Source organism: Corallococcus terminator, assembly GCF_003611635.1.
Classification (GTDB): domain Bacteria; phylum Myxococcota; class Myxococcia; order Myxococcales; family Myxococcaceae; genus Corallococcus; species Corallococcus terminator.
On sequence record NZ_RAVZ01000139.1, the window covers coordinates 1 to 23538 of the forward strand.

The 23538-nt window shown below is 70.1% G+C and carries 17 protein-coding genes; 6 read left to right on the plus strand and 11 right to left on the minus strand.

Going from position 1 to position 23538, the window contains the following annotated elements; translation table 11 throughout:
- Both D7V88_RS20415 and D7V88_RS20420 read right to left on the minus strand, forming a co-directional pair.
- A partial coding sequence (locus D7V88_RS20415) for a hypothetical protein (protein ID WP_120542325.1) occupies positions 1 to 395 on the minus strand: 395 nt, incomplete at its 3' end.
- A gap of 121 nt (positions 396 to 516) precedes the next feature.
- Positions 517 to 1167, minus strand: coding sequence for a vegetative protein (locus tag D7V88_RS20420; RefSeq protein WP_341870696.1), 651 nt, complete (start codon positions 1165 to 1167; stop codon positions 517 to 519).
- Positions 1168 to 1332: 165 nt separating this feature from the next.
- On the opposite strand from D7V88_RS20420, the gene D7V88_RS20425 reads away from it, so the two are divergent.
- From D7V88_RS20425 to tkt, 3 genes are all read left to right on the plus strand, one after another.
- Positions 1333 to 2184 carry an AAA family ATPase gene (locus tag D7V88_RS20425; protein WP_244238275.1) on the plus strand — a complete coding sequence of 284 codons (852 nt, stop codon included), beginning with the start codon at positions 1333 to 1335 and terminating at the stop codon, positions 2182 to 2184.
- A 19-nt stretch (positions 2185 to 2203) separates the two neighbouring features.
- Positions 2204 to 3409, plus strand: a complete 1206-nt coding sequence (locus D7V88_RS20430; protein WP_120542328.1) for a vWA domain-containing protein — start codon at positions 2204 to 2206, stop codon at positions 3407 to 3409.
- A gap of 153 nt (positions 3410 to 3562) precedes the next feature.
- Positions 3563 to 5629, plus strand: a complete 2067-nt coding sequence (gene tkt / locus D7V88_RS20435) for a transketolase (protein ID WP_120542329.1) — start codon at positions 3563 to 3565, stop codon at positions 5627 to 5629.
- A 132-nt stretch (positions 5630 to 5761) separates the two neighbouring features.
- Here the strand turns inward: tkt and D7V88_RS43860 are convergent, their stop codons facing one another.
- The 4 genes from D7V88_RS43860 to D7V88_RS20455 all read right to left on the minus strand — a co-directional run bounded on the left by D7V88_RS43860 (position 5762) and on the right by D7V88_RS20455 (position 10423).
- Positions 5762 to 7570, minus strand: coding sequence for a hypothetical protein (locus tag D7V88_RS43860; protein ID WP_208726382.1), 1809 nt, complete (start codon positions 7568 to 7570; stop codon positions 5762 to 5764).
- Positions 7571 to 7786: 216 nt separating this feature from the next.
- On the minus strand, positions 7787 to 8401 hold the full coding sequence (locus D7V88_RS20445) for a GNAT family N-acetyltransferase (protein WP_120542330.1): 615 nt from the start codon (positions 8399 to 8401) through the stop codon (positions 7787 to 7789).
- Between the two features lie 10 nt (positions 8402 to 8411).
- Positions 8412 to 9308, minus strand: a complete 897-nt coding sequence (gene truB, locus D7V88_RS20450) for a tRNA pseudouridine(55) synthase TruB (RefSeq protein ID WP_120542331.1) — start codon at positions 9306 to 9308, stop codon at positions 8412 to 8414.
- On the minus strand, positions 9305 to 10423 hold the full coding sequence (locus D7V88_RS20455; RefSeq protein WP_120542332.1) for an AAA family ATPase: 1119 nt from the start codon (positions 10421 to 10423) through the stop codon (positions 9305 to 9307). Before D7V88_RS20455 ends, truB begins: the two co-directional genes overlap by 4 nt.
- Positions 10424 to 10552: 129 nt before the next feature.
- On the opposite strand from D7V88_RS20455, the gene D7V88_RS20460 reads away from it, so the two are divergent.
- Together D7V88_RS20460 and D7V88_RS20465 are read left to right on the plus strand one after the other, a co-directional pair.
- A complete protein-coding gene (locus D7V88_RS20460; protein WP_120542333.1) occupies positions 10553 to 12277 on the plus strand; it encodes an LVIVD repeat-containing protein in 1725 nt (574 codons plus the stop codon).
- A gap of 165 nt (positions 12278 to 12442) precedes the next feature.
- Positions 12443 to 14191, plus strand: a complete 1749-nt coding sequence (locus D7V88_RS20465) for an LVIVD repeat-containing protein (protein ID WP_120542334.1) — start codon at positions 12443 to 12445, stop codon at positions 14189 to 14191.
- Here D7V88_RS20465 and D7V88_RS20470 read toward each other — a convergent pair.
- Positions 14172 to 14939, minus strand: coding sequence for a hypothetical protein (locus tag D7V88_RS20470; protein ID WP_120542335.1), 768 nt, complete (start codon positions 14937 to 14939; stop codon positions 14172 to 14174). The two genes, D7V88_RS20465 and D7V88_RS20470, sit on opposite strands and share 20 nt — an antisense overlap.
- Before the next feature lie 78 nt (positions 14940 to 15017).
- On the opposite strand from D7V88_RS20470, the gene D7V88_RS20475 reads away from it, so the two are divergent.
- Entirely contained in the window at positions 15018 to 16589 is a 1572-nt protein-coding gene (locus tag D7V88_RS20475; protein WP_120542336.1) for an LVIVD repeat-containing protein, read from the plus strand.
- 3 nt (positions 16590 to 16592) lie between these two features.
- Here the strand turns inward: D7V88_RS20475 and D7V88_RS20480 are convergent, their stop codons facing one another.
- The 4 genes from D7V88_RS20480 to D7V88_RS45200 all read right to left on the minus strand — a co-directional run bounded on the left by D7V88_RS20480 (position 16593) and on the right by D7V88_RS45200 (position 23491).
- Positions 16593 to 18620 (minus strand): response regulator, encoded by a 2028-nt coding sequence (locus D7V88_RS20480; RefSeq protein ID WP_120542337.1) that lies wholly within the window; start codon positions 18618 to 18620, stop codon positions 16593 to 16595.
- Positions 18617 to 21430, minus strand: coding sequence for an ATP-binding protein (locus D7V88_RS20485; RefSeq protein WP_120542338.1), 2814 nt, complete (start codon positions 21428 to 21430; stop codon positions 18617 to 18619). The genes D7V88_RS20480 and D7V88_RS20485 overlap by 4 nt, the downstream gene beginning before the upstream one ends.
- On the minus strand, positions 21431 to 21805 hold the full coding sequence (locus D7V88_RS20490; RefSeq protein WP_120534942.1) for a response regulator: 375 nt from the start codon (positions 21803 to 21805) through the stop codon (positions 21431 to 21433).
- A gap of 99 nt (positions 21806 to 21904) precedes the next feature.
- Positions 21905 to 23491, minus strand: coding sequence for a GAF domain-containing sensor histidine kinase (locus D7V88_RS45200; protein ID WP_120542339.1), 1587 nt, complete (start codon positions 23489 to 23491; stop codon positions 21905 to 21907).
- Between the last annotated feature and the right edge of the window lie 47 nt (positions 23492 to 23538).

Consider the following 23538-nt stretch of genomic DNA (forward strand, 5'->3'; position numbering starts at 1 on the left):
CCCTCACCGCGCTGCCGGGCCATCTCCGCTTCGATGGACGCGAGGAGCTGCTTCTCCTTGTCGTGCCAGCGGGACTTGCTGGGGTCGGCCAGCGAGCGACGGGCGCCGTTGGCGTAGAACTCCAGGTCCTGGAGGCTGGCGCCGTAAACGGGCGCGCCCTTGCTGCGGCCGTAGTTGGGAAGGGTCATGCCGTCGCCACCACCGGCGGGCGCACCCGCTGCGGGCGCGGCGCGACGGGCGGCCGGGGCCGCCGCGACGGGCGTGGCGCTCATGGACAGTTCGCCCAGTTGCAGCGTGAAGCCTTCGCCGTTCCTGTACGCCGTGCCCACCCGGACCTGCTCCACCTGACCGTCGGGGCGACGGACCGCGACGGTGACTGGATATTGCTCGCTCATGCGGCCCGGATTCACACCACGGGCCGGCCGCTGTCAACGATGGAAGCGGCGCATGTCGCACGCATGGCGGGTCGCCTGGGACGACCCACCACGGAACATGCCCGGGAGACGACGTCTCCCGTCAGTTCAACGACACCATGCCACCGCCCGAGCCCTTCTTGCGCACCCAGGCCTTCGGCTTGGGCGGCGCCGCGACAGGAGCGGCCGGCTTCGCCACTTCCTTCAGCGCCTGGCTGCCCGCGCGACCGCGCGGCAGCTTCACGTCCTGCACCGACTGCGAGCGGGCACCGTCCACCCACGACTCCGGACGACGGCCCGTGCGGATGAGCAGGCGCAGCTTCTGGTAGTGCGCCGAGCAGTAGCCCTTGGAGCGGCTCTGACGCTTGCACCCGATGACCGCGCACGCCTGGTTGTCTTCCGCCGCGGGAGCACGCGCGGGCGGACGCCCCGGACCCCTGGTGGCGGGCGCCTTCGTGAGGACGGCGGCCTTCGCGGCAGGAGCCTTCGCGGCGGGCGCGGCCTTCGCGGCAGGAGCCTTCGCGGCGGGCGCGGCCTTCGCGGCAGGAGCCTTCACGAGCGCGGCCTTCGCGAGTGCTGCCTTCGCGGCGACGGTCTTCGCGGACGGCGGACGACCCGGCTTGCGACGGGCGGGCGGCTCCGGTGCGAGCGTGGGCGTGCGAACACCCGCCACGGCGCCCAGACGGCTGGACAGCGGCGCCAGACGGCGCGTCACCTCGCGAAGCACATCCAACGCCTCCAGACCCTTGGCCATACGGGCCACGGCCTTCTGAACGGGAGCGAGTTGCAGTTGCAACTCACGTCGGACCAAGTCGCGGAGTTCGTTCTCAAGAGAAAGTGGGGCCATGTGGGGCAGGATATACACCCAACCGCCCGGGGCGGGATGGAAACATCGTCCAAGATGTTAAAGGAACCCGTCATGACTCCGGTTTCCCCCACTCCCGTCCGCTTCCGAGGCACCGACTCCTACCTCACGAGCGAGGGCCTGCAGGCCGCCGTCAACTGCGCCCTCACGCTTCAGCGCCCCCTCCTGGTCAAGGGCGAGCCCGGCACCGGCAAGACGCTCCTCGCGGAAGCGATTGCCCAGGGACTGGGATTGAAGCTGCTTACCTGGCACGTGAAGAGCACCACGCGCGCCCAGGACGGCCTGTATGTCTACGACACCGTGCAGCGCCTGTATGACTCGCGCTTCGGCGACGGGGACGTGCGTGACATCCGGCGATACATCCGCCTGGGGCCACTGGGTGAGGCGTTCGCCTCGCCCGAGCGCGTGGTGCTGCTCATCGACGAGGTGGACAAGGCCGACCTGGAGTTCCCCAACGACCTGCTCCACGAGCTGGACCGGATGCGATTCCGCATCTCCGAGACCCAGGACGAGGTCGTGGCGAAGAACCGCCCCGTGGTGCTCATCACCAGCAACAACGAGAAGGAGCTGCCCGACGCGTTCCTGCGCCGGTGCGTGTTCCACTTCATCGACTTCCCGGAGCGCGACCTCATGCAGCGCATCGTGGATGTGCATCATCCGGGGCTGGAGGCGTCGCTGGCCGAGCAGGCGCTCAAGGTCTTCTACGAGCTGCGCGCGATGACCCGTCTGCGCAAGCGCCCCTCCACCAGCGAGCTCATCGACTGGATCTCCGTGCTCAAGGCCAACGGCGTGATGGAATTGAAGCTGGATGAACAGCTTCCGTTCCTGGGCGCGCTGCTCAAGAAGGAGCAGGACCTGGTGGCGGTGGCCGAGGCGTTCAGGGGCGGCCGAAAGACTCGCGCGTAGCACGGGGAGGATTCAGGCCATGTTCCTGCCGTTCTTCTACGAGCTGCGAAAGCGCGGGGTGAAGGTGGGCGCCCAGGAGGCGCTCGCCCTCGCCGGGGCGCTGAAGGCCGGACTGCATGACAGCAGCCTGGATGGCTTCTACCACGTGGCTCGCGCGCTCCTGGTGCACTCGGAGACGCAGTTGGATGCGTTCGACCAGGCGTTCCTTTCCCACTTCCAGGGCGTGGCGTCCGATGCGCTCAAGCTCACCGAGGAGTTGCTGTCCTGGCTGGAGGAGGCCAGGGAGCGCCGCGACCTGAGCCCTGAAGAGATGGCCCTGCTGGAGCAGTGGGACCCGGAGGAGTTGCGCAAGCAATTGGAGCAGCGCCTCAAGGAGCAGACCGAGCGCCACGACGGCGGCAACCGCTGGGTGGGCACCGGCGGCGCGTCCGCGTTTGGCAACAACGGCATGGCGCGCCAGGGCGTGCGCATTGGCGGCACTGGCGGACGGCAGGGCCAGGCGCTGTGGCAGGCCGGGGCTCGCAAGTACGCGGGCTATCGCGACGACGTGGTGCTCGACACGCGGCAGATGGCCGTGGCGCTTCGCAAGCTGCGGGCCTTCGTGCGCGAGGGCGCCCTGGAGGAGCTGGACATCGACGAGAGCATCTCCGCCACCGCGAAGAACGCGGGCGAGCTGGAGGTGGTGACGCGTCCTCCGCGCCGGCCGAACACCCGCGTGGTGCTGTGCATGGACGTGGGCGGGTCCATGGACCCGTACGCGCACCTGGTGAGCCGGTTGTTCAGCGTGGCCAGTCAGGCTTCGCACTTCAAGGAACTGCGCACCTACTACTTCCACAACTGCGTCTACGGGAAGCTCTACGCCACGCCCCAGCTCACCGGCGGCCTCACCGTTCCGGAGCTCACCGCGCAGGTGGGCCGACACCACAAGCTGGTGATGGTGGGCGATGCGTCCATGGCCCCGTATGAGCTGGGCATCCGCACGGATGCCAATGGTCAGTACCGCCAGGAAGGCCTGGAGGGCATGACGTGGATGATGCAGTTGGCGCAGCACTTCGAGCGCAACGTGTGGCTCAACCCGGAGCCTCGCGGGTCGTGGCGCACGGGCACCATCGCGATGCTCGCCAATGTGTTCCCCATGTTCTCCCTCACCGTGGAGGGATTGGGTGAGGCGGTGAGCCACCTGACGCGTGGGAAGACGCCGCGTGGGGCGGCGACCCGGCGGTAGGTCCCCCCAGCATTTCCCACGTTTCCAGTGTCCCGTGGTCGACCTCCCGGCATGCCCCGTTGTGGGCAAGCCGGGACGGGCCTGTTTCGTGCGGCGCGGCGTCCCCGGTTACGGCATGGTGCGCCCACGACGCAGCCGGCGTGGGGAGACCGCATGACGACCGAGAAGATCGATACCCAGGCAATCAACACCATTCGCACCCTGTCCATCGACGCGGTGGAGCAGGCCCACTCGGGTCACCCGGGCGCGCCCATGGCGCTGGCTCCGGTGGCCTACCAGCTCTGGCAGCAGGAGCTGCGGTACGACCCGGCCCAGCCCCAGTGGCCGGACCGCGACCGCTTCATCCTCTCCAACGGCCACGCGTCCATGCTGCTCTACAGCCTGCTGCACCTGTCCGGCATCAAGCGCATGGACAAGCAGGAGCGCGTGACGGACGTGCCCGCCGTGTCCCTGGAGGACATCAAGAAGTTCCGCCAGTTGGACTCCGCCACGCCCGGCCACCCCGAGTACCACTGGACCACCGGCGTGGAGACCACCACCGGCCCCCTGGGCCAGGGCGTCGCCAACAGCGTGGGCATGGCCATCGCCAGCCGGTGGCTCGCGGGCCACTTCAACAAGCCCGGCTTCGAGCTGTTCACCCATGACGTCTACGCCATCTGCGGCGACGGCGACATGATGGAGGGCGTCGCGTCCGAGGCCGCCTCGCTCGCCGGCCACCTCCAGTTGCCCAACCTGTGCTGGATCTACGACAGCAATCACATCTCCATCGACGGCAGCACCGACCTCGCGTTCACCGAGGACGTGGGCCGCCGCTTCGAGGGCTACGGCTGGCGCGTCCTCCAGGTCACCGACGCCAACGACCTGGACGCGCTGGGCAAGGCCTACAGCACCTTCAAGGAACAGCGCGGCAAGCCCACCCTCATCGTCGTCAACTCGCACATCGGCTACGGCGCGCCCAAGAAGCAGGGCCTGGCCAGCGCCCACGGCGAGCCCCTGGGCGCCGAGGAGATCAAGGGCACCAAGCGCTTCTACGGCTGGCCCGAGGATGCGCAGTTCCTGGTCCCCGATGGCGTGAAGGAGCGCTTCCAGGAGCGCATGGGGGCTCGCGGCAAGCAGCTTCGCGAGGCCTGGGAGAAGTCGCTGGCCGGCTACCGCGCGCAGCACCCGGAGCTCGCGCACGAGCTGGACCGCATGCTCAAGCGCGAGCTGCCGGATGGCTGGGACAAGGAGCTGCCCGTGTTCCCCGCGGACGCGAAGGGCATGGCCACCCGTGAGTCGGGCGGCAAGGTGCTCAATGCGCTGGCGAAGAACTACCCGTGGCTGGTGGGCGGCTCCGCCGACCTGAACCCGTCCACGAAGACGTACCTGTCCGCCTCCACGTCCATGAAGCCGGGCGAGTACGCGGGCCGCAACATCCACTTCGGCGTGCGGGAACACGCGATGGGCTCCATCGTCAACGGCCTCAACCTGAGCAAGGTGCGCGCGTACGGCGCCACGTTCCTCATCTTCAGTGACTACGAGCGCCCCGCCATGCGCCTGTCGTCCCTGATGGAGATTCCCTCCATCCACATCTTCACCCACGACTCCATCGGTCTGGGCGAGGACGGCCCCACGCACCAGCCCGTCGAGCAGTTGGTGTCCCTGCGCGCCATCCCCGGCAACATCGTCATCCGCCCCGGCGACGCCAACGAGGTCACCGAGGCCTGGCGCTACATCGCGCAGCAGCAGCACCACCCGGTGGTGCTCGTGCTGTCGCGGCAGCCGGTGCCCACGCTGGACCGCACGAAGTTCGCTCCCGCTTCGGGGCTCTCCCAGGGCGCCTACATCCTCCAGGAGGCGGAGGGCGGAAAGCCGGACGTCATCCTCATCGGCACGGGCACCGAGGTCGCGCTGGTGATTGAAGCCGCGGAGAAGCTCAAGGCCGAGGGCGTGAAGGCCCGCGTCGTCAGCATGCCTTCGTGGGAGCTGTTCGAGCAGCAGCCCGCCGAGTACCAGGAGCGCGTGCTGCCCGAGGCGCTCACCGCTCGCGTCGCGGTGGAGAAGGGCGCCGCGTTCGGCTGGGAGCGCTGGGTGGGCCACATTGGCAGCGTCGTCGGCATGCGCAGCTTCGGGGCTTCCGCGCCCATCAAGGCGTTGCAGCAGAAGTTCGGCTTCACCGTGGAGAACGTGGTGAAGGAAGCGCACGCCACCATCGCCAAGATGAAGAAGTCGAAGGCCTGAAAATAAAAGGGCCCCGGACCCTCCCCCGAAGGTCCGGGGCACCTCTGGGTTCACCGCCGGACCACCTCCGGCGGGAACTCCATGGATGCGTGTGGCTGTGTTCCCCCCGATTCAGCGGTGCTTCGGTGTGGCTCAGGCCGCGAAGAACACCGGACGGGTCGGGAGCGGGGTGCTGATGAACTTCATCTCCTTGATCATCTTGTTGAAGTCGCTCTGGTCGATGCCCGTGCCGCCCTTGGCCTGCGCGCGGGTGGCGTACTTCTCGTAGGTGTCGACGACCTTCTTCGCGTCCGGCGTGAGGCGGTCGTAGTTCTGGCGCGCCCACTTCATCGTGTCGGTGAACTCCAGGCCCGCCGCCTGGCCGTCCAGGTCCGCGGCGCCCTTCTCGATGGCGGCCGTCAGGTCCTTGCCGTTGATCTTCCCGCTCTTGCTGTCCAGGCCCTCCAGCGCGGCGCGCATGGAGTCGTCGCGGAAGGTCTTGAAGCCGTCCATGGTCTTGAACATGGCGTCGGTCTCCTTCTGCGTCATGCCGTCCGGGCCGGCCTTCTTCGCGGCGGACTGGTAGGCCTTCAGCACTTCCTTCGCCTCGGGCGTCAGGCGGCTCTCGTTCTTCGCGGCCCACTTCTCGAACTCCTTCAGTTCGGAGGTGGTGGAGTGCGCGTCCGTGTCCGAGATGCCCTCGCGGATGGCCTTCGTCAGGTCCTCACCGGAGATGGGGCCCTGCTCCTTGTCGAGCGACTCCGTAGCCTTGCGGGCGCTCACGTCACCGGCCCCCACCTTCTTCATCTCCGCGTTGAGGGCGATCGTCTCCTTCGTGTTCAGGCCCTCGTGGCCCTTGGCCTGCGCCGCCTTGGCGTGCTTGCGGTAGACGTCGAGCACTTCCTTCGCCTCCGGGCTCAGCTTGCTCTCGTTCTTCGCGGCCCACCGCTCGAACTCCTTCAGCTCCGCGCCGGCCGCCTGGCCGTCCAGGTCCGCCGTGCCCTTCTGGATGGCCTTGGCCATGTCCTGGCCGGAGATGGGGCCCGGCTTCTGGTCCAGCGATTCCGTCGCCTTGCGGGCGCTCACGTCCACGGCCGCCGCCTTCTTCATCTCCGCGTTCATGACGGCGGACTCCTTGTCCGTCAGGCCCGTCTGGCCCTTGGCCTGCGCCGCCTTCGTGTGCTTGCGGTAGACGTCGAGGACTTCCTTCGCCTCCGGGCTCAGGCGGCTCTCGTTCTTCGCGGCCCACTTCTCGAACTCCTTGGCCTCCGCGCCGGCGGCCTGGCCGTCGTGGTCCGCCGTGCCCGTCTTGATGGCCTTGGCCATGTCCTCGCCGGACACCGTGCCGCCCTTGCGGTCCAGGTTCGCGAGCGCCTTCTTCGCGCTGGCGTCACCCACGTCGCGCATCTCACCGAGCATCTTCTTGAAGTCGTCCTGCGGGATGCCGGACTCGCCGCGCGCCTGGGAGAGCGCCGCGTACTTGGAGTAGATGTCCATCACCTGCTTGGCCTCCGGCGTGAGGCGCTCGCGGTTGTTCATGGCCCAGTCCGCGACGGTGCGGTACTCGGAGGTGGCGGCCTGGCCGTCCAGGTCCGCGGTGGCGCGGTCGATGGTGTCCGCCATCTGCTCCGCGCTGATGGGGCCCGAGGTCTGGTTCAGCTTGTTCAGCTCCACCAGCGCGCCCACGTCCTTGGGCATCCAGTCGTTGCGCGGCTGCACCGCGAACTTCTTGCCCGCGTCGAACTGGTCGGCCTTGTTCAGCCCCGACTTCAGCTCCGCGATCTGCGCCTTCATGCCCGACATCTGGGACTTCATCTCCTTCAGGGAGGAGAGCAGCGCCGCCTCCTTGCCGGACAGCTTCGCCGGCGTCCCCAGCAGGCGGTTCTGCTGCGCGTTGGAGATGGCGGGACGGCCCGAGAGGGCGGTCTTGGTGGCGGTGGAAGCGTTCTTGAGCGTGGTCATTTTTGATCTCCGGTAGGAGCGGCTTCCTTGTCGGAAGCAGTCATGCCGGGACCTATTGCGCGCGTCGTGCCATCCCTGCCCACCGGGTGAAGTGCCGTGATTCCAAGAGGTTGCGCAGTGCGCACGCACTCCGCAGGGTGGTGACTCCAGTCACCATGGTGGTGACAGTCACCAGCCCCCCACCCCCTCGGGTGGTGATTCCGGTCACCAGGTGTCTCAGGCCTTCGGCGCGCGCTTTCGCGGAGCGGCCTTCAGCGGCTTGCGCACGCGCTGCCTGCCGGCGGGACGGTCCGCGACGAGCGTGTAACCGCGCTTGAGGAAGAAGGGCAGCGTGCCCGTGTACGCGCTTCCGTTGGAGATACGCCCTCCACCCGCTGGCGGTTTCACCGGATAGGCCTCCAGCGTGGTGGGGCCTTCGCGGCTCAGCGCGGCTTCCACCGCGGCGAGCAGCGCCGTGGCCACGCCCTGGCCTCGCCAGTTCCGGTGGATGAAGAAGCAGGGCACGGAGGCGACGGCGTCCGCGTCGTCGCACTTCAGGCTGGGCGCCCGGTCCAGGCTCGGGAAGGCGCGGCGGGGACCGTACGTGGCCCAGCCCACCGGTTCACCGTCCACGAAGGCGAGGACGCCCTTGGCTTCACCCGCGTCCACGAGCGCCTTGAAGCGGCGCTTCGCCTCCGGGCCCTTCACGTCCGCGTAGCGCTCGCCCTTGGGGATGCGCCAGAACATGCACCAACAGCCTCCGCAGGCTCCGTTCCTACCGAAGAGCTGCTCCAGCGCGGGCCACAGCTCCGGGGTGAGTTCGACGGTCTGGAGGTCGGGCTGTTGTGCCATGCGGCGGTTTCTAGACGCCGCCTCGCAGCTCTGTCTCGCACCACAGCGCGCCGTCGCGTTCGGTGAGCAGGAAGGTCAACCTTCCCTGGTGGAAGCCTCGCACCGGGGCCTGGGGGTCCGGGAAGCCCGGGGGCAGCCGCCACTCCGGGGGCTTCAGCGGCGACAGGGGGATGGACTGGTCCCGGCGCAGCGCTCCCACGTCCTGGTCGGTGAGGTCCCTTCCACGCGCCCAGGGCAGGAGGTCGCGGCCGTGCAGCTCCACGCGGTGGCCGGGGCCCGGGTCCTTCCATGGGCCGATGGCCGTGCGATTCAGCGCGGAGAGGTGCGCTCCACAGCCGAGCGCCCGCCCCAGGTCCCTTGCCAGCGAGCGCACGTAGTAGCCGCCTCGGCAGGTGAGCTCCAGGACGCTGGCGCGCGGCAGGTCGTGCGAGCGCCAGCGCGCGGTGTGCAGGTAGACGCGCGAGGGGGGCAGGTCCACGACCTCTCCCCGGTGTGCCTTGCGGTAGGCGGGCTCACCGTCGATCTTCTTCGCGCTGGTGGCCGGGGGCACCTGTTCCGTCCAGCCGAGGAACGGCTCCAGCGCCGCGTCCAGTTGGGCCGGGGTCAGTGCGCTCGCGTCGCCCTGGTGCACGGGGCGGCCGTGCAGGTCTCCGGTGTCCATCTCCGTGCCCCACTCCACCCGGGCCACGTAGGTCTTGGGCACGGCGTGCAGCAGTTCGAACAGGTGCGTGGCCGGGCCCACCAGCATGAGCAGCAGCCCTTCCGCGAACGGATCCAACGTGCCGCCGTGCACCAGCGCCGTGCGCCGGTGGGGGCGCGTCACCTGGGCCTCCTCCTGGAAGGCTCGCACGGTGGCGAAGCTGGTGGCGCCCACCGGCTTGTGCGTCAGGTAGAGGCCGGGGGTCACGAACCTTCCTCGTCGTCTTCCTGGAAGCGCGCCTTGCGCACCGTCGTCGCGCCCTGCTCCTTCACCAGATGCACGGGCGTGGCGTCCGAGTGCTTCGAGACGGTGTTCGCCAGCTCCTCCGCGTGCGTCGTCACCCAGACCTGGCTGTGCTTCGCCGCGTTCACGATGAGCCGGCCCAGGGGCTTGAGCAGCTCCGGATGCAGGCTGGTCTCCGGTTCGTTCAGCGCGAGGAACGGGGGCGGCCGGGGACTGAGCAGCGCCGCCAGCAGGCACAGGTAGCGCAACGTCCCGTCCGACAGCTCCGTCGCCGCCATGGGGCGCGACAGCCCGGGCATGTGCAGGAAGAGGCTGAAGCGCCCTTCCACCGCCTGGACGTCCAGACGCGCGCCCGGGAAGGCGTCGTCGATGCCCTGCGCCAACGCCGGCTCGTCGCCCACCTCCAGGATGGTCTGGAGCGCCGCCGCCAGGTCGCGCCCGTCGTGCGCGAGCACCGGCGTGCGCACGCCCACCTGGGGATGCCGCAGGGGTGCGTCCGGGTCCGTGCGGAAGTGGTGGTAGAAGCGCCACGACGCCAGGGTGCGCCGCACCTCCATCAACCGGGGGAAGCGGTGCGGATCCGACAACTGATCCATCACCGACTCCGCGCTCCACAGCTCCGTGGGAAACGTCACCTTCGTGCCGTCCGCGTCACGCAGGAACGCCGTGCGGTCCTTGCGCTCCATCAACACCACGCGCCGCCCGCCCGCGTAGGCCCACAGGTGCTCTTCCTTCACCTCCGGATCCAACCGGAAGGCCGTGAAAGGAGGCGTAGGCCCTGTCGGCACGGGCCCGCATTGCAGTTCGTACGCGAGGTCGTCCAGGTCCACCGACACCTTCAGCCGCACCGGCTTCTTGTGGTCGCGCGGTCCGGCCCACATGACGCTCGGCGTGCCGCCCTCCTCCGCCAGGGTGCGCGCGAGCCTGCCCTCCGCCGACGCCGCCAGCAGGTACAGCGCGCGGTACAGGTTCGTCTTGCCGCTGCCGTTGGGCCCCACCACCACGTTCACCGGCCCCAGTTCCAGGTGGAGCTGGCGCACGGAGCGGTAGCCGGAGATTTCCAGACGCGTGATGGGCATGGCGTGCGCAGCCTAACCGGCCCCGCAGGCGGGGGGCCGGCTTGGAATCGCGCTGATTCCCAGGAAAAATGGGAGACCCCGCATAGCCCCTGCGTGGTCGCTTCCGTGGCGCCACGAAGAAGAGGTCCCATGCCCCGCATGCCTCGCTGGCTCTTGAGCCTCTCTCTCTGCCTGACCCTGGCCGGCTGCTCCACCGACTCCGCTCCGGACGCCGGCACGCCGTTGGACTCCGGCACGACCGTGGACTCCGGTACCTCCGCCGATGCTGGCATCGATGCTGGAGCCTTCGACGCGGGGGACCCGGATGCGGGGACCGGGGACGCCGGGAGCGGGACTTCCGATGCGGGCTCCGAGGTCGAACCCTGGGACGGCGGCGCCGCGACGATTCCCGAGCGGGGCGACCTGCTGAACCCGCCCCTCTATTCAGACTGCGCCTACACGCTGCCGACGGGCGCACCCGTCACGGACTGCAACGACCTGTCCCTGTTCGACCGCTCCTCGTGTCCCGCGGGCGCGTTCGACACGCTGGAGTCCGTGGGCATCCACCATCTGCTCGGCCAGAATCCGTCGGGGTACGTCACCTTCGGTTACGGGCTGACGCTGCCGTTCGACGGGACACCGGGCACCTTCAACAACCAGCCCCTGACGCGCCAGTCCGTGGGACCGGGCTCGTTCATCTTCAGCAGCACCTTCCCCGCGCGGCCTCCCTTCATCTCCGCCCGGCACTACACGTTCGTGGGCTGCACCCGGCCCGAGCCCCGACGCGTCAACGGGTGCTTCGTCCAGTGCCTCGACGGGAAGGTGCGCAGCAAGGGGACCTTCACCGCGCTGCGCCCCTCCTGGGGACGCGGTGAGTCCGAGTCCTCGGGCGGCCTCACCCTCCTCTCCGAGGCATCCGTTCCCATGGGGGAGCCGGCGGATGTCTATGTCACGAAGGACCACGCCTACGTGGTGGGCTTCGGGCACGCGGGCGAGGCCGGGGGCCTGGCCGTCTTCGACGTGAGGAACCGGACGCAGCCCGTCCTCACGAAGCGCATCCAGCTTCCCGGGGACGGCTACTGGAATGGCGTCTGGGCGAAGGGCGACGCGCTCTACATCGCCAGCGCCAACTCCGGCGTCATCGTCTACGACATCTCCAACCCCGCCGACCCGCAGTACGTGCGCGCCGTGCCCGGAGAGCCCCTCGCCGTGCACACCGTCCATGTCCAGGGCGACCGGCTCTACGCCATGGTGTCCGACCCCGGAGGCCAGACGCTCTTGTTCGACGTGGCCTCGCCGCTTTCCCCCGTGCTGCTCAACCGGGTGCCGCCCCCCTTCGAGTATGGAGGGCCGCACGACGCCTTCGCCTACGGAGACATCCTCTACGTCAACAGCACGGCCGCCGGCTACATGGCCCTGGACGTGAGCGACCCGGGGAACGTTCGGGAACTGGGCACGTATGTCTTCGAAGGTCAGTACTCGCATGCGAGCGCGGTGGGCACCTTCGCGGGACGCACCATCGCCTTCGAGGGCGGTGAGGGCATCAACGCGCACCTGCGCGTGCTGGATGTCACCGACCCCGCGAACATGCGGCTCATCGGCGAATACGGCCTGCGCCCCGAGTTCTCCATCCACAACATGATCCTCAAGGGCACGAAGCTCTACATCGCGTACTACCTGGAGGGCGTGCGCGTGCTGGACGTGTCCGTGCCGCCGAAGCCGCGGGAGGTGGCGCACTTCAACACCTTCCTCGAAACCCAGCCCGGCCGGGGCAGCGGGGGCTTCGAAGGCGCCATCGGCATCCGCGTCCCGGGCGACGGGTACGTGTACTTGGTGGATACGGCGCGCGGACTGCTCATCTTCAACGAGCTGTGAGGCACCGCACCCGCGCGCAAGGGTTGCCGGAGCGCGCGGGGCCGATGGTTGCCGGATGGAGGGGAGTTCCAGCACTCCCAGCCAGCGGGACGTTATCGGGCCGTGTCCCTGGAGGCCCCGCCGTCCTGGTGGGGCTCCGGGTTCCCGCGAAGAGGCCCGCTTCCCATGTCCCGCCTGCCCCACTGGCTGCTGCTGTTCACCACCGCCCTGGTCCTGACCGGGTGCTCGTCGTCCTCCCCCACCCCGGACGACGCGGGCCCTGCCCCCGTGGATGCCGGCACGTCCGACGCGGGCGACGACTCCGACGCGGGCACCGGTATCTCCGACGCGGGTGACACTCCAGACGCGGGCACCAGCACATCCGACGCGGGCCCGGATTCGGATGCGGGCACGTCCGACGCGGGCACCGACCTGCCGCCCTGGGACGGCACCGCCGAGACGCTGCCCGAGCGCACCGACCACGTGGACCGGGGGCCCTACTCCGACTGCGCGTTCTCCCTGCCCGTGGGCGCTCCCGTCGCCGCCTGCAATGACGCGTCCCTCTTCGACCGCGCTTCGTGTCCCTCGGACGCGTTCGACAGCGTGGACACCGTGGGCTTCTACGCCATGGATGCGCGGCCCTCGACCGGCTACGTGAACAACTTCTCCGCCTTCGACCTGCGGCTTCCGTTGGACGGCTCTGCGGGCACCCTCTCCGGCCGGGCCCTGACGCACCGGGCGGTTGGCGCGGGCGAGTTCGTCGCCGCCACCACCTACGCCGCCACCCGCTTCAGCCCGGCCCGGGACTTCGTCTTCGCGGGCTGCACCCGACCCACGCCCGACCGCATCAACGGCTGCTACGTGCAGTGCTCCCAGGGCAAGGTGGGCATCGTGGGCACGTTCACCGCGACGCGCGCCGGCCTTCCGGCCCGGGGTGAATCCGAGTCCTCCGGACTCACCCTCGTCTCCGAAGCCACCGCCCCCCTGGGCATGGCCGTGGATGTCTACGTAGCGAAGGACCACGCCTACGTGGTCGCCGTCGGAAATCCCACCGCGCACGGAGGAATGGCGGTCTTCGACGTGACGGACCGCGCGCACCCCATGCTCAAGAAGGTCATCCAACTGCCGAACGACACGGGCTGGAACGGCGTGTGGGCCAAGGGCGATGCGCTCTACATCGCCAGTGCCAGCTCCGGCGTCATCGTCTACGACATCTCCAACCCCGCGGATCCGCAGTACGTGCGCGCCCTGCCCGGCGAGCCGACCAACGTGCACACCGTCCACGTCCAGGGCGACAGGCTCTACGCCATGGCCCCGACGCCCACCGACGCGGTGCTGCTGTTCGACGTGTCTTCACCCCTGGCGCCCGTGCTGCTCAACAAGGTCTCACTCCAGGCGGGAGGCAGCGGTCCCCATGATGCCTTCGCGTACCAGGACCGCCTCTACGTCAGCTACACGGAGATGGGGTACGTGGCCTTCGATGTGAAAGACGCGGAGCACGTCCAGGAACTGGGTTCGTACGCCTTCGAGAACCCATACGCCCACGCGAGCGCGGTGGGCACCTTCGCGGGCCGCACCATCGCCTTCGAGGGCGGTGAGTTCGAGGGTTCGCACCTGCGCGTGCTGGACGTCACCGACCCGGCGAACATGCGGCTCATTGGCGAGTACGGCCTGCGCCCCGAGTTCTCCATCCACAACATGATCCTCAAGGGCACGAAGCTCTACATCGCGTACTACCAGGAGGGCGTGCGCGTGCTGGACGTGTCCGTGCCGCCGAAGCCGCGGGAAGTGGCGTACTTCAACACCTACCGGGAGACGGAGCCGGGCCGCATCGGGGGCCTCCTGGAGGGCGCCATCGGCATCCGCGTCCCCGACGACGGGCACGTCTACGTGGTGGACACGCACCGAGGGCTGCTCATCCTTCGCGAACCGTGAGCCGGCCGCGCCCGACCTCCAGGCACAGCTTCCAGCCGTCCTCGAGAAGGTCCTCGGAGGGCACGGGCTCCAGCCGACGCCGCAGCTCCTCCCCCGCCTTGCCCTGGAGGTCGGAGTCCTCCAGCCGGATGCGGGCACGCACCTCTCCGCCGACATCCCACGAGCCCTCCGAACCGGACGGCATCATCAGGTCCGCTTCGAGGTTCCCCACCACGAGGTGATCCGCGCCGGTGTACAGCGCGCGGACCCGCTCGTTGCCAATGACCACGAGGCCCGAGTCCGCCGGGTCTCCATCCATCAACGCGCCGTGGATGATGAGGTCTCCCAGGACGACCACGGTCCCCCTCAGGTGGACATGGCCGTGCAGTTCCAGCGGGCCCTGGTAGATGACGAGTTCATCGGAGGTCGTGCCCAGCGTGATGAACGTGTCCCCGTCCTTCTGACGCGTCGTGGAGAACTGGGGGAACGCGGCGACGGGCCCACCGTGCCGCTTCAGCGCGTGCGCGACGATGAACTCCCAGTCCGGGGGACTCCGGGCTTCGGGAATGGTGATGGGTTCGAAGGCGGGCCGCGCCAGCGCCTGCTCCAGCGCCTGGGCCATGCTGTCCCGCCACGCGTCCATCAGGCGCTGCTGCTCGGGTGTGGGCCAGGCAGGGTCGCTGCTCCAGTGGTCGACAATCTTCCCGCCGGGAACGCGGGTGCGCAGGTCGGTGAGGGCTTCGTCGATGTCAGGGCGGCGTGGGTGCATCCGAGGGCTTCTAGCCCGGCCCTGGCGGCTGCGTCATGATCGCTGGCGAGCCTCTTGCCCTCTGGAGCCGCCCTTCCCATGACCTCCCTGCCCCGCATGCTGTGCACCGGCCTGATCGCCTGCGCCGTGTCGCTGTCCGGCTGTCACAAGGACGACCCCGAGGTTCCAGACGCGGGCACTCCGAACAACGCGGGCACGAACGTGGAGCGCACCGATTACGTGGACGTCGCTCCCGACGTGCCGTGCGCGGATCCGGATTACGCATCGCCCCGCGCGAACTGCGAGGACCCGGGCAGCTTCGACTTGTCCCGCTGTGACATGGCGGCCATCGGGGCCGTGCCTGCCTCCGGCACCTACCGCGCCATCCTGCGCTACACCTCCCAGAGCGCGTTCGGCGCCGGGTTCCGCCTGGGCACCGGGGGCACCCTGCTGGGCCGCCCCCTGGTGCGCCAGCAGGTGGATGCCCAGGGCTTCTTCCTCACCAATGAGTTCACGACCTCCACGAAGGCCGTGCAGCGCTATGCGCTCGCGGGCTGCCGTGTGCCGGAGCCGGGCCGCATCACCGGCTGCTTCGTGCGCTGCACCGACGGCGTGCCGGACTATTCCGGCACCTTCGACGCACGGCGGATGAACTGGAACGAGGAGCCGGTCCGCTCCCCATCCCTGCACCTCGTCTCCGAGACCGCCGTCACGCAGGGCGACCCGGTGGACGTGTACGTCACGAAGGGCCACGCCTACGTGGTGTCCCTTCCCCGAGGCACGGAGGCGGGCGGCCTGACCGTCATCAACGTGTCCGACAAGGCGCACCCGGTCGTCGTCACGACGCTGAACCTGCCCAACGACAGCTACTGGAACGGCGTCTGGGCCAAGGGCGACGCGCTCTACATCGCCAGCGGCAACTCCGGCGTCATCGTCTACGACATCTCCAACCCGGCGGCGCCCCAGTACGTGCGCGCGCTGCCCGGCGGCGCCATCAACGTGCACACCGTGTTCGTGGACGGTGACCGGCTGTACGCCATGTCCCCCGCGCCCAACGGCGAGACGCTCCTGTTCGACGTGGCCTCACCGCTGGCCCCCCAACTGCTGAGCCGCATCTCCGTGCCGCGCACGGACGCGACCAGCTACCCGCACGACGCGTTCGCCTGGCAGGACCGCCTCTACGTCAACCACAGCACCACCGGCTACGTCATCCTGGACGTGGCCCGCCCCACCGTGACGCCCGTGCTGGGTGCGTACTCCTTCCCCGGCCAGTACAGCCACGCGAACGCGGTGGGGACGTTCGGCGAGCGCACCATCGCCTTCGAGGGCGGCGAGCGGTTCGGCGCGCACCTGCGCGTGCTGGATGTCACCGACCCGGCGCGCATCCGCCTCCTCGCCCAGGTGAAGATGCGGGCGGAGACGTCCATCCACAACATGGTGCTCAAGGGCACGCGGCTCTACGTCGCCTGGTACCACGAGGGCGTGCGCGTCTTCGACGTGGCCACCCCCGAGAATCCCCAGGAGGTGGCGTCCTTCGACACCTTCGACGAGCTCCACCCGCGCAGCACCGACAGCCTCTACCAGGGCGCCATCGGCATGCGCGTGCCGGGGGATGGGTCCATGTATGTCGTGGACCTGTCGCGCGGCCTGTTGGTGTTCGACGAGCCCTGAGCCTCAGACCTCGATGCGGTTGCGACCGTTGGACTTGGCCCGGTACAGCCGGGAGTCCGCGACGCGCAGCAGCTCCTCCAGGGTGGTGCCGTCCTGCGGCGCCACCGCGAGCCCCGCGCTGAAGGTGACGTGGAAGGGTTCGCCCCCGTCGCCCTCGAAGGACATGCCCGCCAGTTCCTCCGCCGTGCGGGAGAGGATTTCGCGGGCGTTCTCCGCCGTCTCGCCCAGCAGCGCGACGACGAACTCCTCGCCCCCCCAGCGGGCGCGCAGGTCCTCGCGGCGGAAGCGCGCTCCCAGCAGGCGTCCCAGCCGCATCAGCACACGGTCGCCCGCGAGGTGGCCGTGCTCGTCGTTGACCTTCTTGAAGTGGTCCACGTCCAGGAAGCACAGCGCCAGCGGACGGTCCACGCGGCGCGCCTCCGACAGCCGGGTGGTCACCGCCTCCACGAAGGGGCGGCGCAGCATCAGGCCGGTGAGCGCGTCCTTCTCCGTGCGCTCGCGCGACAGCCGCGCCCGCTCCAGCCGCGCATGCACGCGGGCGCGCAGCTCCTCGCGCAGCACGGGCTTGGCCAGGTAGTCGTCCGCGCCGGCCTGGAACGCGGCCAGCCGGAACTCCAGGCCCACCTGCGCCGTCACCAGGAGGATGGGCAGCTCCTGCCACTCCGGCGTCAGGCGCAGGATGCGGCACAAATCAAAGCCGCTGGGCCCGGGCATCTGCACGTCCAGCAGCAGCAGGTCCGGGCGGTGCTGCGCGAGCGCGTCCAGCAGCCCGTACGCGTTCTCCAGCCCCACCACCTCCACCGCGTCGCTCACCAGCGCCTGGGTGAGGGCGCGCACCGCCTCCGGGTCGTCGTCCACCACCATCACGCGGGCTCGCTCCTGCCGCCGCGCCGTCACCAGCCGCTCCGCCGCGGTGGCGAAGTCCTGCAACGTGAAGGGCCGGGGCAGGAACAGCGACGCGCCCGCGTGCGCCGCCACCACGCGCTCCTGCAAGCCGCCGCCGGAGCTGGAGAAGGCCAGGGGCAGCGACTGGTGACCGTCCAGCGCCCGCAGCGCGTTCGCCGTGGCGATGCCTTCCGCGCCCATGTGCAGGAGCGCCCCGTCCACCCACTGGCGCCGGGCCACCGCGCAGGCCTCGTCGGCCGAGGCCGCCGTCACCACCCGCACGCCCTCCTGTTCGCCCATGCGCTTCGCGTCCGCGAGCAGCGCCGGGTCTTCGTCCACCACCAGCAGCGTGCCCATGGCGGACGGGGGCTCCGCGACCTCCGGCTCCGGCTCCACCTCCACCGGCAGGGCCACCACGTCCTCCAGCGCCTGGAAGGCCCTGGCCACCGCGTCCCAGTCCAGCGGGCCCCCGTGCCTCACGGGCTGCAACACGTCCTCCAGCTTGCCCGCCGTGATGCTCACGTCCCGGAAGCCGTAGCTGCCCGCGGTGCCGTGCAGCTTGTGCACGACGCTGTAGGCCTCCTCCATCGCCGGGGCATCCCCCTCACGGCCCCGGCCCAGCAGCGCCTTCAGCGTGGCCAGGCGCTCCGGCAGCTTCGCGCCGTAGTCCGCGCTGAGCAGGGCGAGGCTCGCCGCGAAGGCGTCCTCCGGTTCGGGCTCCTCCTCCTCCAGCGCCTCCAGGGGCGGGGGCGGCGGCTCCGCCAGCGCGAAGAGCTGCTCCAACCACACCGCCAGCTCCTCCGGCCGGTAGGGCTTGTGCACCACGCGCGCCACGCCCAACTGGCGCGTGAGCAGCTCATGGCTCTTCAGGTCCTTCCAGAAGGCGGAGGCGAAGAGCACCGGCAGCCCGGGGCGCGTCTGGCGCAGCTCGCGGATGAAGTCCGCGCCCGTCATGCCCGGCAGGAGGCCGTCCACGATGGCGGCGTCCACCGGCTGGGACACCAGCACCTGGCGCGCTTCGGCGGCGGAGCGCGCGGGGGTGACCTGGTAGCCCTTGTCACGCAGGAAGGTGCAGACCAGCGTCTGGAGGTCGCGGTCGTCCTCCAGGAAGAGGAGGGTCTTGTTGAGGTGACGCGCGGTGCTCATGGCAGCGCCTTTCTGGGTTCGGTGGCCGCGACATCCCGGCGGGCCAGCAACCCGTTGAGCAGCTCCCGCACGGAGTTCACCAGCTCCTCTTCCGAGGAGCGGGCCTTCGTCAGGTGCCGCGTGATGCCCAGCGTGAGCTGGCGTTGGTCGGTGCGCGAAAGCTCCCGTCCGGTGAAGACGATGAGCGGGGTCGCGCGGCCCTTGCCCTGGCGCAGGATGTCCACCACCTCGAAGCCATCCAGGCGGGGCAGCCCCACGTCCAGCACGATGAGGTCCGGGGGCGTGTCGCGCGCGAGCGCCACCGCGCTCTCCCCGTCCGCCGCTTCGATGCACAGCGCGCCCAGCCGTTCGAACTGCGCGCACAGCACCCGGCGCGTGGTGGCGTCATCGTCCACCACCAGCACCCGCGCCTGGCCCGGCTGGCGCATGGCGTAACGCAGTGTCTTCAGCAACCGGGTCTCATCCACCGGTCGGGGCAGCCAGTCCACCAGCAGCGGCGTGCCCACGCCCGCGGTGCCGTCCGTCGCGCGGCCGGACAGCGCCAGCACGGGCAGCTCGCGGGTGCGCGGCAGCTCACGCAGGCGGCGCACCCAGTCCAGCACGTGGCCATCCGGCATCTGCGTGTCCACCACCAGCGCGTCCGGCAGCGCGGTGTCCACCGCCTGCACGGCCTCCGCGAGCGTGGCGGCGCGCACCACCCGGTAGCCCTCGTGGGACAACAGGCCCCTGAGCAGCGCGGACAGGTCCGCGTCCGCGGTGACGATGAGCACGTTGTGGCGCGACTCGTCCCGGGGCACCGGGGACACGGCGCCGGGAGAAGGGGCCGGGGCGCGCAGGGACTCCAGGCTGAAGTGGAAGGTGGCGCCGTGGCCGGGCCTGCTCACCACTTCGATGCGGCCGCCGTGCTGCTCCACGATGGCCTGCGAGATGGCCAGTCCCAGGCCGGTGCCGCCCTTGGAGCGGGTGTCGGACGCGTCCAGTTGCTGGAAGCGGCCGAAGAGGCGGGAGAGCTTCTCCTCCGGGATGCCGGGGCCCTGGTCGGTGACGCTGAAGCGCACGCGGCCGTCCGCCGCCACGCTGGAGGCCACCACCACGGAGCCCCCCTGCGGGGAGAACTTCACCGCGTTGGAGACCAGGTTGGTGAGCACCTGGATGAGCCGGTCGCGGTCGCCCTTCACCTGCGGCGTGCCCTCCACGTCCGAGCGCAGCGTGACGTGCGCGGTGTCCGCCATGCCCTGCACGCCCAGGAGCGTGGACTCCACCAGGTCCTCCGCCGTCTGGGGCTGGAGCTTCAACTCCAGCATCCCGGACTCCATCTTCTCCAGGTCGAGGATTTCGTTGATGAGGCGAATGAGCCGTTCGGTGTTCGTGCGCGCGATGCGCACCATGTCCAGCGCCTGCGTGGGCAGGTCCCCCACGATGCCGCCCTCCAGCAGGCCCAGCGAGCCTCGGATGGAGGTGAGCGGCGTGCGCAGCTCGTGGCTCACGGTGGAGACGAACTCGTTCTTCATCCGCTCCACGGTCTTGCGCTCGGTGAGGTCGCGCACGAAGACGGTGGTGCGCGGCGGGCCTTCCCCGTGCACGCGCGCGAAGGTGAGCTCCGCGGGGAACACGCCGCCGTCGGCGCGAAGGCATGGGGACTCCACGCGCGCCGCCGGGCCGGTGTCCTTCTGGAGCGCGGCGTGGACGCTGTCGCGCTGGGCCGCCGGCAGCGACGCGGGCAGCGCGAGCGCCAGGAAGTCCGCGCCCACCGCCCGGGCGGACGTCAGCCGGAAGTGGCCCTCCGCGGAGGGGTTGAACTCCACCACGCGGCCGGCTTCGTCCAGCACCACGATGCCGTCCGGGGATGCTTCCAGGATGGCGGCCTTGCGCGCATCGCTGGCCCGCGCCTCGGCGCTGGCGGCGGACAGGGCCTGGGTGCGCTCGGCCACGCGCGCCTCCAGACCCCGGTTGAGTTCTCCCAGCGCCGCGGACGCCCGCGCCAGCCGCACCAGGACGACGAGCACGTAGAGGACCAGGAGGAAGGACACGCCGAAGAGGACGATGCGCGTGCGCTCGGCGCGGGACTGGGACTGCTCCTGGAGCTGGAGGTACGTGGTGATGAGGCGTTCCGCCTCGTTGCTGGCGCTGTGGTCCAGGAGCGTCTGGAAGGACGCGTCCGCCGAGCGCAGCAGCACCGTCAGCTCCCGCGCCTGGGTCACCAGGACATGCAGCGCGGCGAAGGCGTCGGTGGACAACCGCTGGCCCTGGCGGGCCTGGTCCAGGCGCGCGAGCGAGGCCTCCACCCGCGAGCCGAAGTCCTTCCCATGCAGCCGGGACGCGGTGAGCACGTCCCCGCCCAGCGTCTCCACCTGGTCGCGCAGCGCGCCCGGGGGCAGCGTGGCGGCGGCGGCGAAGACGCTCTTGGGGAAGGCCTCGCGCAGGGCCGCGAACTGTTCGTCCTTCTCACGGGCCGTGGTGAGCAGGACGCGCGAACCCTCGAGCACGCGCAGGTAGGCGTCCAGGGACGCGGTCAGCGAGCGCATGCCTTCATCCGGCAGGAAGCCGGGCATGGCGCGCAGCATGCGGGCGCGGGCCTCCAGCGCGTCGAAGTCATCGCGGGTGGAGCCGTGCGCTTCCCGCATGCCCACCCGCTGGCGCAGCACGTCCAGTTCCAGCTCCGCGGTGGCCACGCGCAACTGGCGCAACTGGGTGCGGTAGGCGTCGTGTTCGGCGGTGGAGCCGGGACGCCCCAGCATGAACAGGGTGCACAGGAGCACCAGGGCGCCCGCGGCCAGCGCGGCGGAGCGTTTGGACAGGCGAGGTTCCATTCAGGGCACCAGTTTGCGGATTTCCTGCGGCAGCGTCATGGGGTCGAACGGCTTGCCGATGACGCCCACCGCGCCCAGCTCCAGGTAGCGCGCGACCTCCTGCTTCTGAATCTTCGCGGTCATGAAGATGATGGGCGTGTTCGCGGTGGCGGCCTGGGCGCGCAGCCGGCCGAAGGTGGTGGGCCCGTCCATGCCGGGCATCATCACGTCCAGCAGGATGAGGTCGGGCACCTCCGTGGCCGCCTTCTCCAGGGCTTCCGCGCCGGAGGAGGCGAGCACCGTCTGCCACTTGCCCACGCGGCTGAGGCTCAACTGGCCGATGGTGCGGATGTCGTCTTCATCATCGACGAGCAGGACCTTCTGGATGGTCGCCATGGGAGAAAGTGCTCCTCGGGGTCGGGGTTGGATCGGCGTTACGCGCAAGGAGGTGTGACTGGATCCATGTTCAGGGTTCAGCGAAGCCCTGTCCAAGCTTCAGGCCCCGGGTCCCGGCGGGGTCGGGGTGCACTCGGGCAGGTCGAAGGAGAAGCGGGTGCCTTCGCCGGCGCGGGTGACGAAGCGCAGGGTGCCGCCCATGCGGGCCACCAGCCCGTGGGCGATGCTCAGGCCCAGGCCGGTGCCGGGACGCTTGCGGGTGTCGGACGCGTCCGCCTGGGCGAACTTCTGGAAGACGCGGGGCTGGAAGGACTCCGGGATGCCGGGGCCGTGGTCCGCCACCTCCACGCGCAAGGTGCCGTCCTCGCGGGTGAGGGAGAGGGTGACGCGTTCGCCCTGGGGGGAGAACTTGATGGCGTTGGACAGGAGGTTCGCGAGCACCTGGTTGAAGCGGTCCTCGTCCACGCGGGCGCGGGCGTCCGGGGCGTCCACCTTCACTTCCAGGTGCACGCCGTATTCGGCCGCGTAGCCCTGGTGGGCCTGGAGCGCCTGGGCGAGCAGCGGGGCGACCTCCGTGGCCGCCATGCAGAGATCCAACCGGCCTGACTCCATCTTCTCCAGGTCGAGGATGTCGTTGATGAGGCGCAGCAGCCGTTCGCTGTTCCGGTAGGCGATGCCCACCATGTGCGCGACTTCAGCGCCCAGGGGTCCGGCGATGCCGCCGCTCAAGAGGCCCAGCGAGCCGCGGATGGAGGTGAGCGGCGTGCGCAGCTCGTGGCTCACGGTGGAGATGAATTCGTTCTTCATCCGCTCCACGCGCTGGCGCTCCTCTTCCAGGGCGCGCGCCTGGGTGATGTCGCGGGCCACGGCGTAGAGCAGGCCTTCTTCCGCGTCCGGGACGGCGTTCCACTGCAACCAGCGCCAGGAGCCGTCGGCGCAGCGGGCGCGGTGTTCGAACTGGAGGACGGGGGCGCCTTCGCGAGCGCGGGCCAGGTTCAGGGCGGTGGCGGCGCGGTCCTCTTCCAGGGCGAGGTCCACGAGGGAGGTGGAGTACAGCGCCTCCTCGGTGAAGCCGAGCGTGCGGCTCCAGGCCCGGGACAGGCGCAGGAAGGTGCCGTCCATGGCGGCGATGCAGAGCATGTCCACGGAGACTTCGAAGAAGCGCTCCTGCTGCTCCAGGGCCGTGCGGGCCTCGCGCTCGTTGAGGGCGTTGAGTTCCACCTCCGCCCAGCCGGCCATGTCCGCGAGCGCGCCCCGGTCCGCGTCGGTGAAGTCGCGCGGCTGGTGGTCGATGAGGCACAGGGTGCCCACGCGGCTGCCGTCGGCGGCGCGCAGGGGGTGGCCGGCGTAGAAGCGCACGAAGGGGGCGCCCACCACGAGCGGGTTGTCGTGGAAGCGCGGGTCGAGCAGCGCGTCCGGCACGACGAAGCTGCCCGAGGACAGGATGGCGTGGCCGCAGAAGGACACGTCGCGCGGCGTCTGGAGGGCGTCCAGGCCCTGACGGGCCTTGAACCACTGGCGGTCCTCGTCCACCAGGGACACCAGCGCGATGGGCACGCGGAACAGGTGGGACGCGGCGCGCACGATGCGGTCGAAGCGCTCGTGCGCGGGCGTGTCCAGGAGGCACAGCGAGCGCAGGGCCTGCAAGCGCCGCGGCTCATCCACGGGCGTCGGGGGAGGGAGCATGGCGTGTGCCCCGTGCTACTCCACCTGTCTGCCATTGGGGAGGGGGG

Bases quoted from the DNA above. Each gene is read 5' to 3' on its own strand.
- D7V88_RS20420 (WP_341870696.1), bottom strand. From the start codon at position 1,167: ATGGCCAAGGGTCTGGAGGCGTTGGATGTGCTTCGCGAGGTGACGCGC.
- D7V88_RS20425 (WP_244238275.1), top strand. From the start codon at position 1,333: ATGACTCCGGTTTCCCCCACTCCCGTCCGCTTCCGAGGCACCGACTCC.
- D7V88_RS20430 (WP_120542328.1), top strand. From the start codon at position 2,204: ATGTTCCTGCCGTTCTTCTACGAGCTGCGAAAGCGCGGGGTGAAGGTG.
- tkt (WP_120542329.1), top strand. From the start codon at position 3,563: ATGACGACCGAGAAGATCGATACCCAGGCAATCAACACCATTCGCACC.
- D7V88_RS43860 (WP_208726382.1), bottom strand. From the start codon at position 7,570: ATGACCACGCTCAAGAACGCTTCCACCGCCACCAAGACCGCCCTCTCG.
- D7V88_RS20445 (WP_120542330.1), bottom strand. From the start codon at position 8,401: ATGGCACAACAGCCCGACCTCCAGACCGTCGAACTCACCCCGGAGCTG.
- D7V88_RS20455 (WP_120542332.1), bottom strand. From the start codon at position 10,423: ATGCCCATCACGCGTCTGGAAATCTCCGGCTACCGCTCCGTGCGCCAG.
- D7V88_RS20460 (WP_120542333.1), top strand. From the start codon at position 10,553: ATGCCCCGCATGCCTCGCTGGCTCTTGAGCCTCTCTCTCTGCCTGACC.
- D7V88_RS20465 (WP_120542334.1), top strand. From the start codon at position 12,443: ATGTCCCGCCTGCCCCACTGGCTGCTGCTGTTCACCACCGCCCTGGTC.
- D7V88_RS20470 (WP_120542335.1), bottom strand. From the start codon at position 14,939: ATGCACCCACGCCGCCCTGACATCGACGAAGCCCTCACCGACCTGCGC.
- D7V88_RS20475 (WP_120542336.1), top strand. From the start codon at position 15,018: ATGACCTCCCTGCCCCGCATGCTGTGCACCGGCCTGATCGCCTGCGCC.
- D7V88_RS20480 (WP_120542337.1), bottom strand. From the start codon at position 18,620: ATGAGCACCGCGCGTCACCTCAACAAGACCCTCCTCTTCCTGGAGGAC.
- D7V88_RS20485 (WP_120542338.1), bottom strand. From the start codon at position 21,430: ATGGAACCTCGCCTGTCCAAACGCTCCGCCGCGCTGGCCGCGGGCGCC.
- D7V88_RS20490 (WP_120534942.1), bottom strand. From the start codon at position 21,805: ATGGCGACCATCCAGAAGGTCCTGCTCGTCGATGATGAAGACGACATC.
- D7V88_RS45200 (WP_120542339.1), bottom strand. From the start codon at position 23,491: ATGCTCCCTCCCCCGACGCCCGTGGATGAGCCGCGGCGCTTGCAGGCC.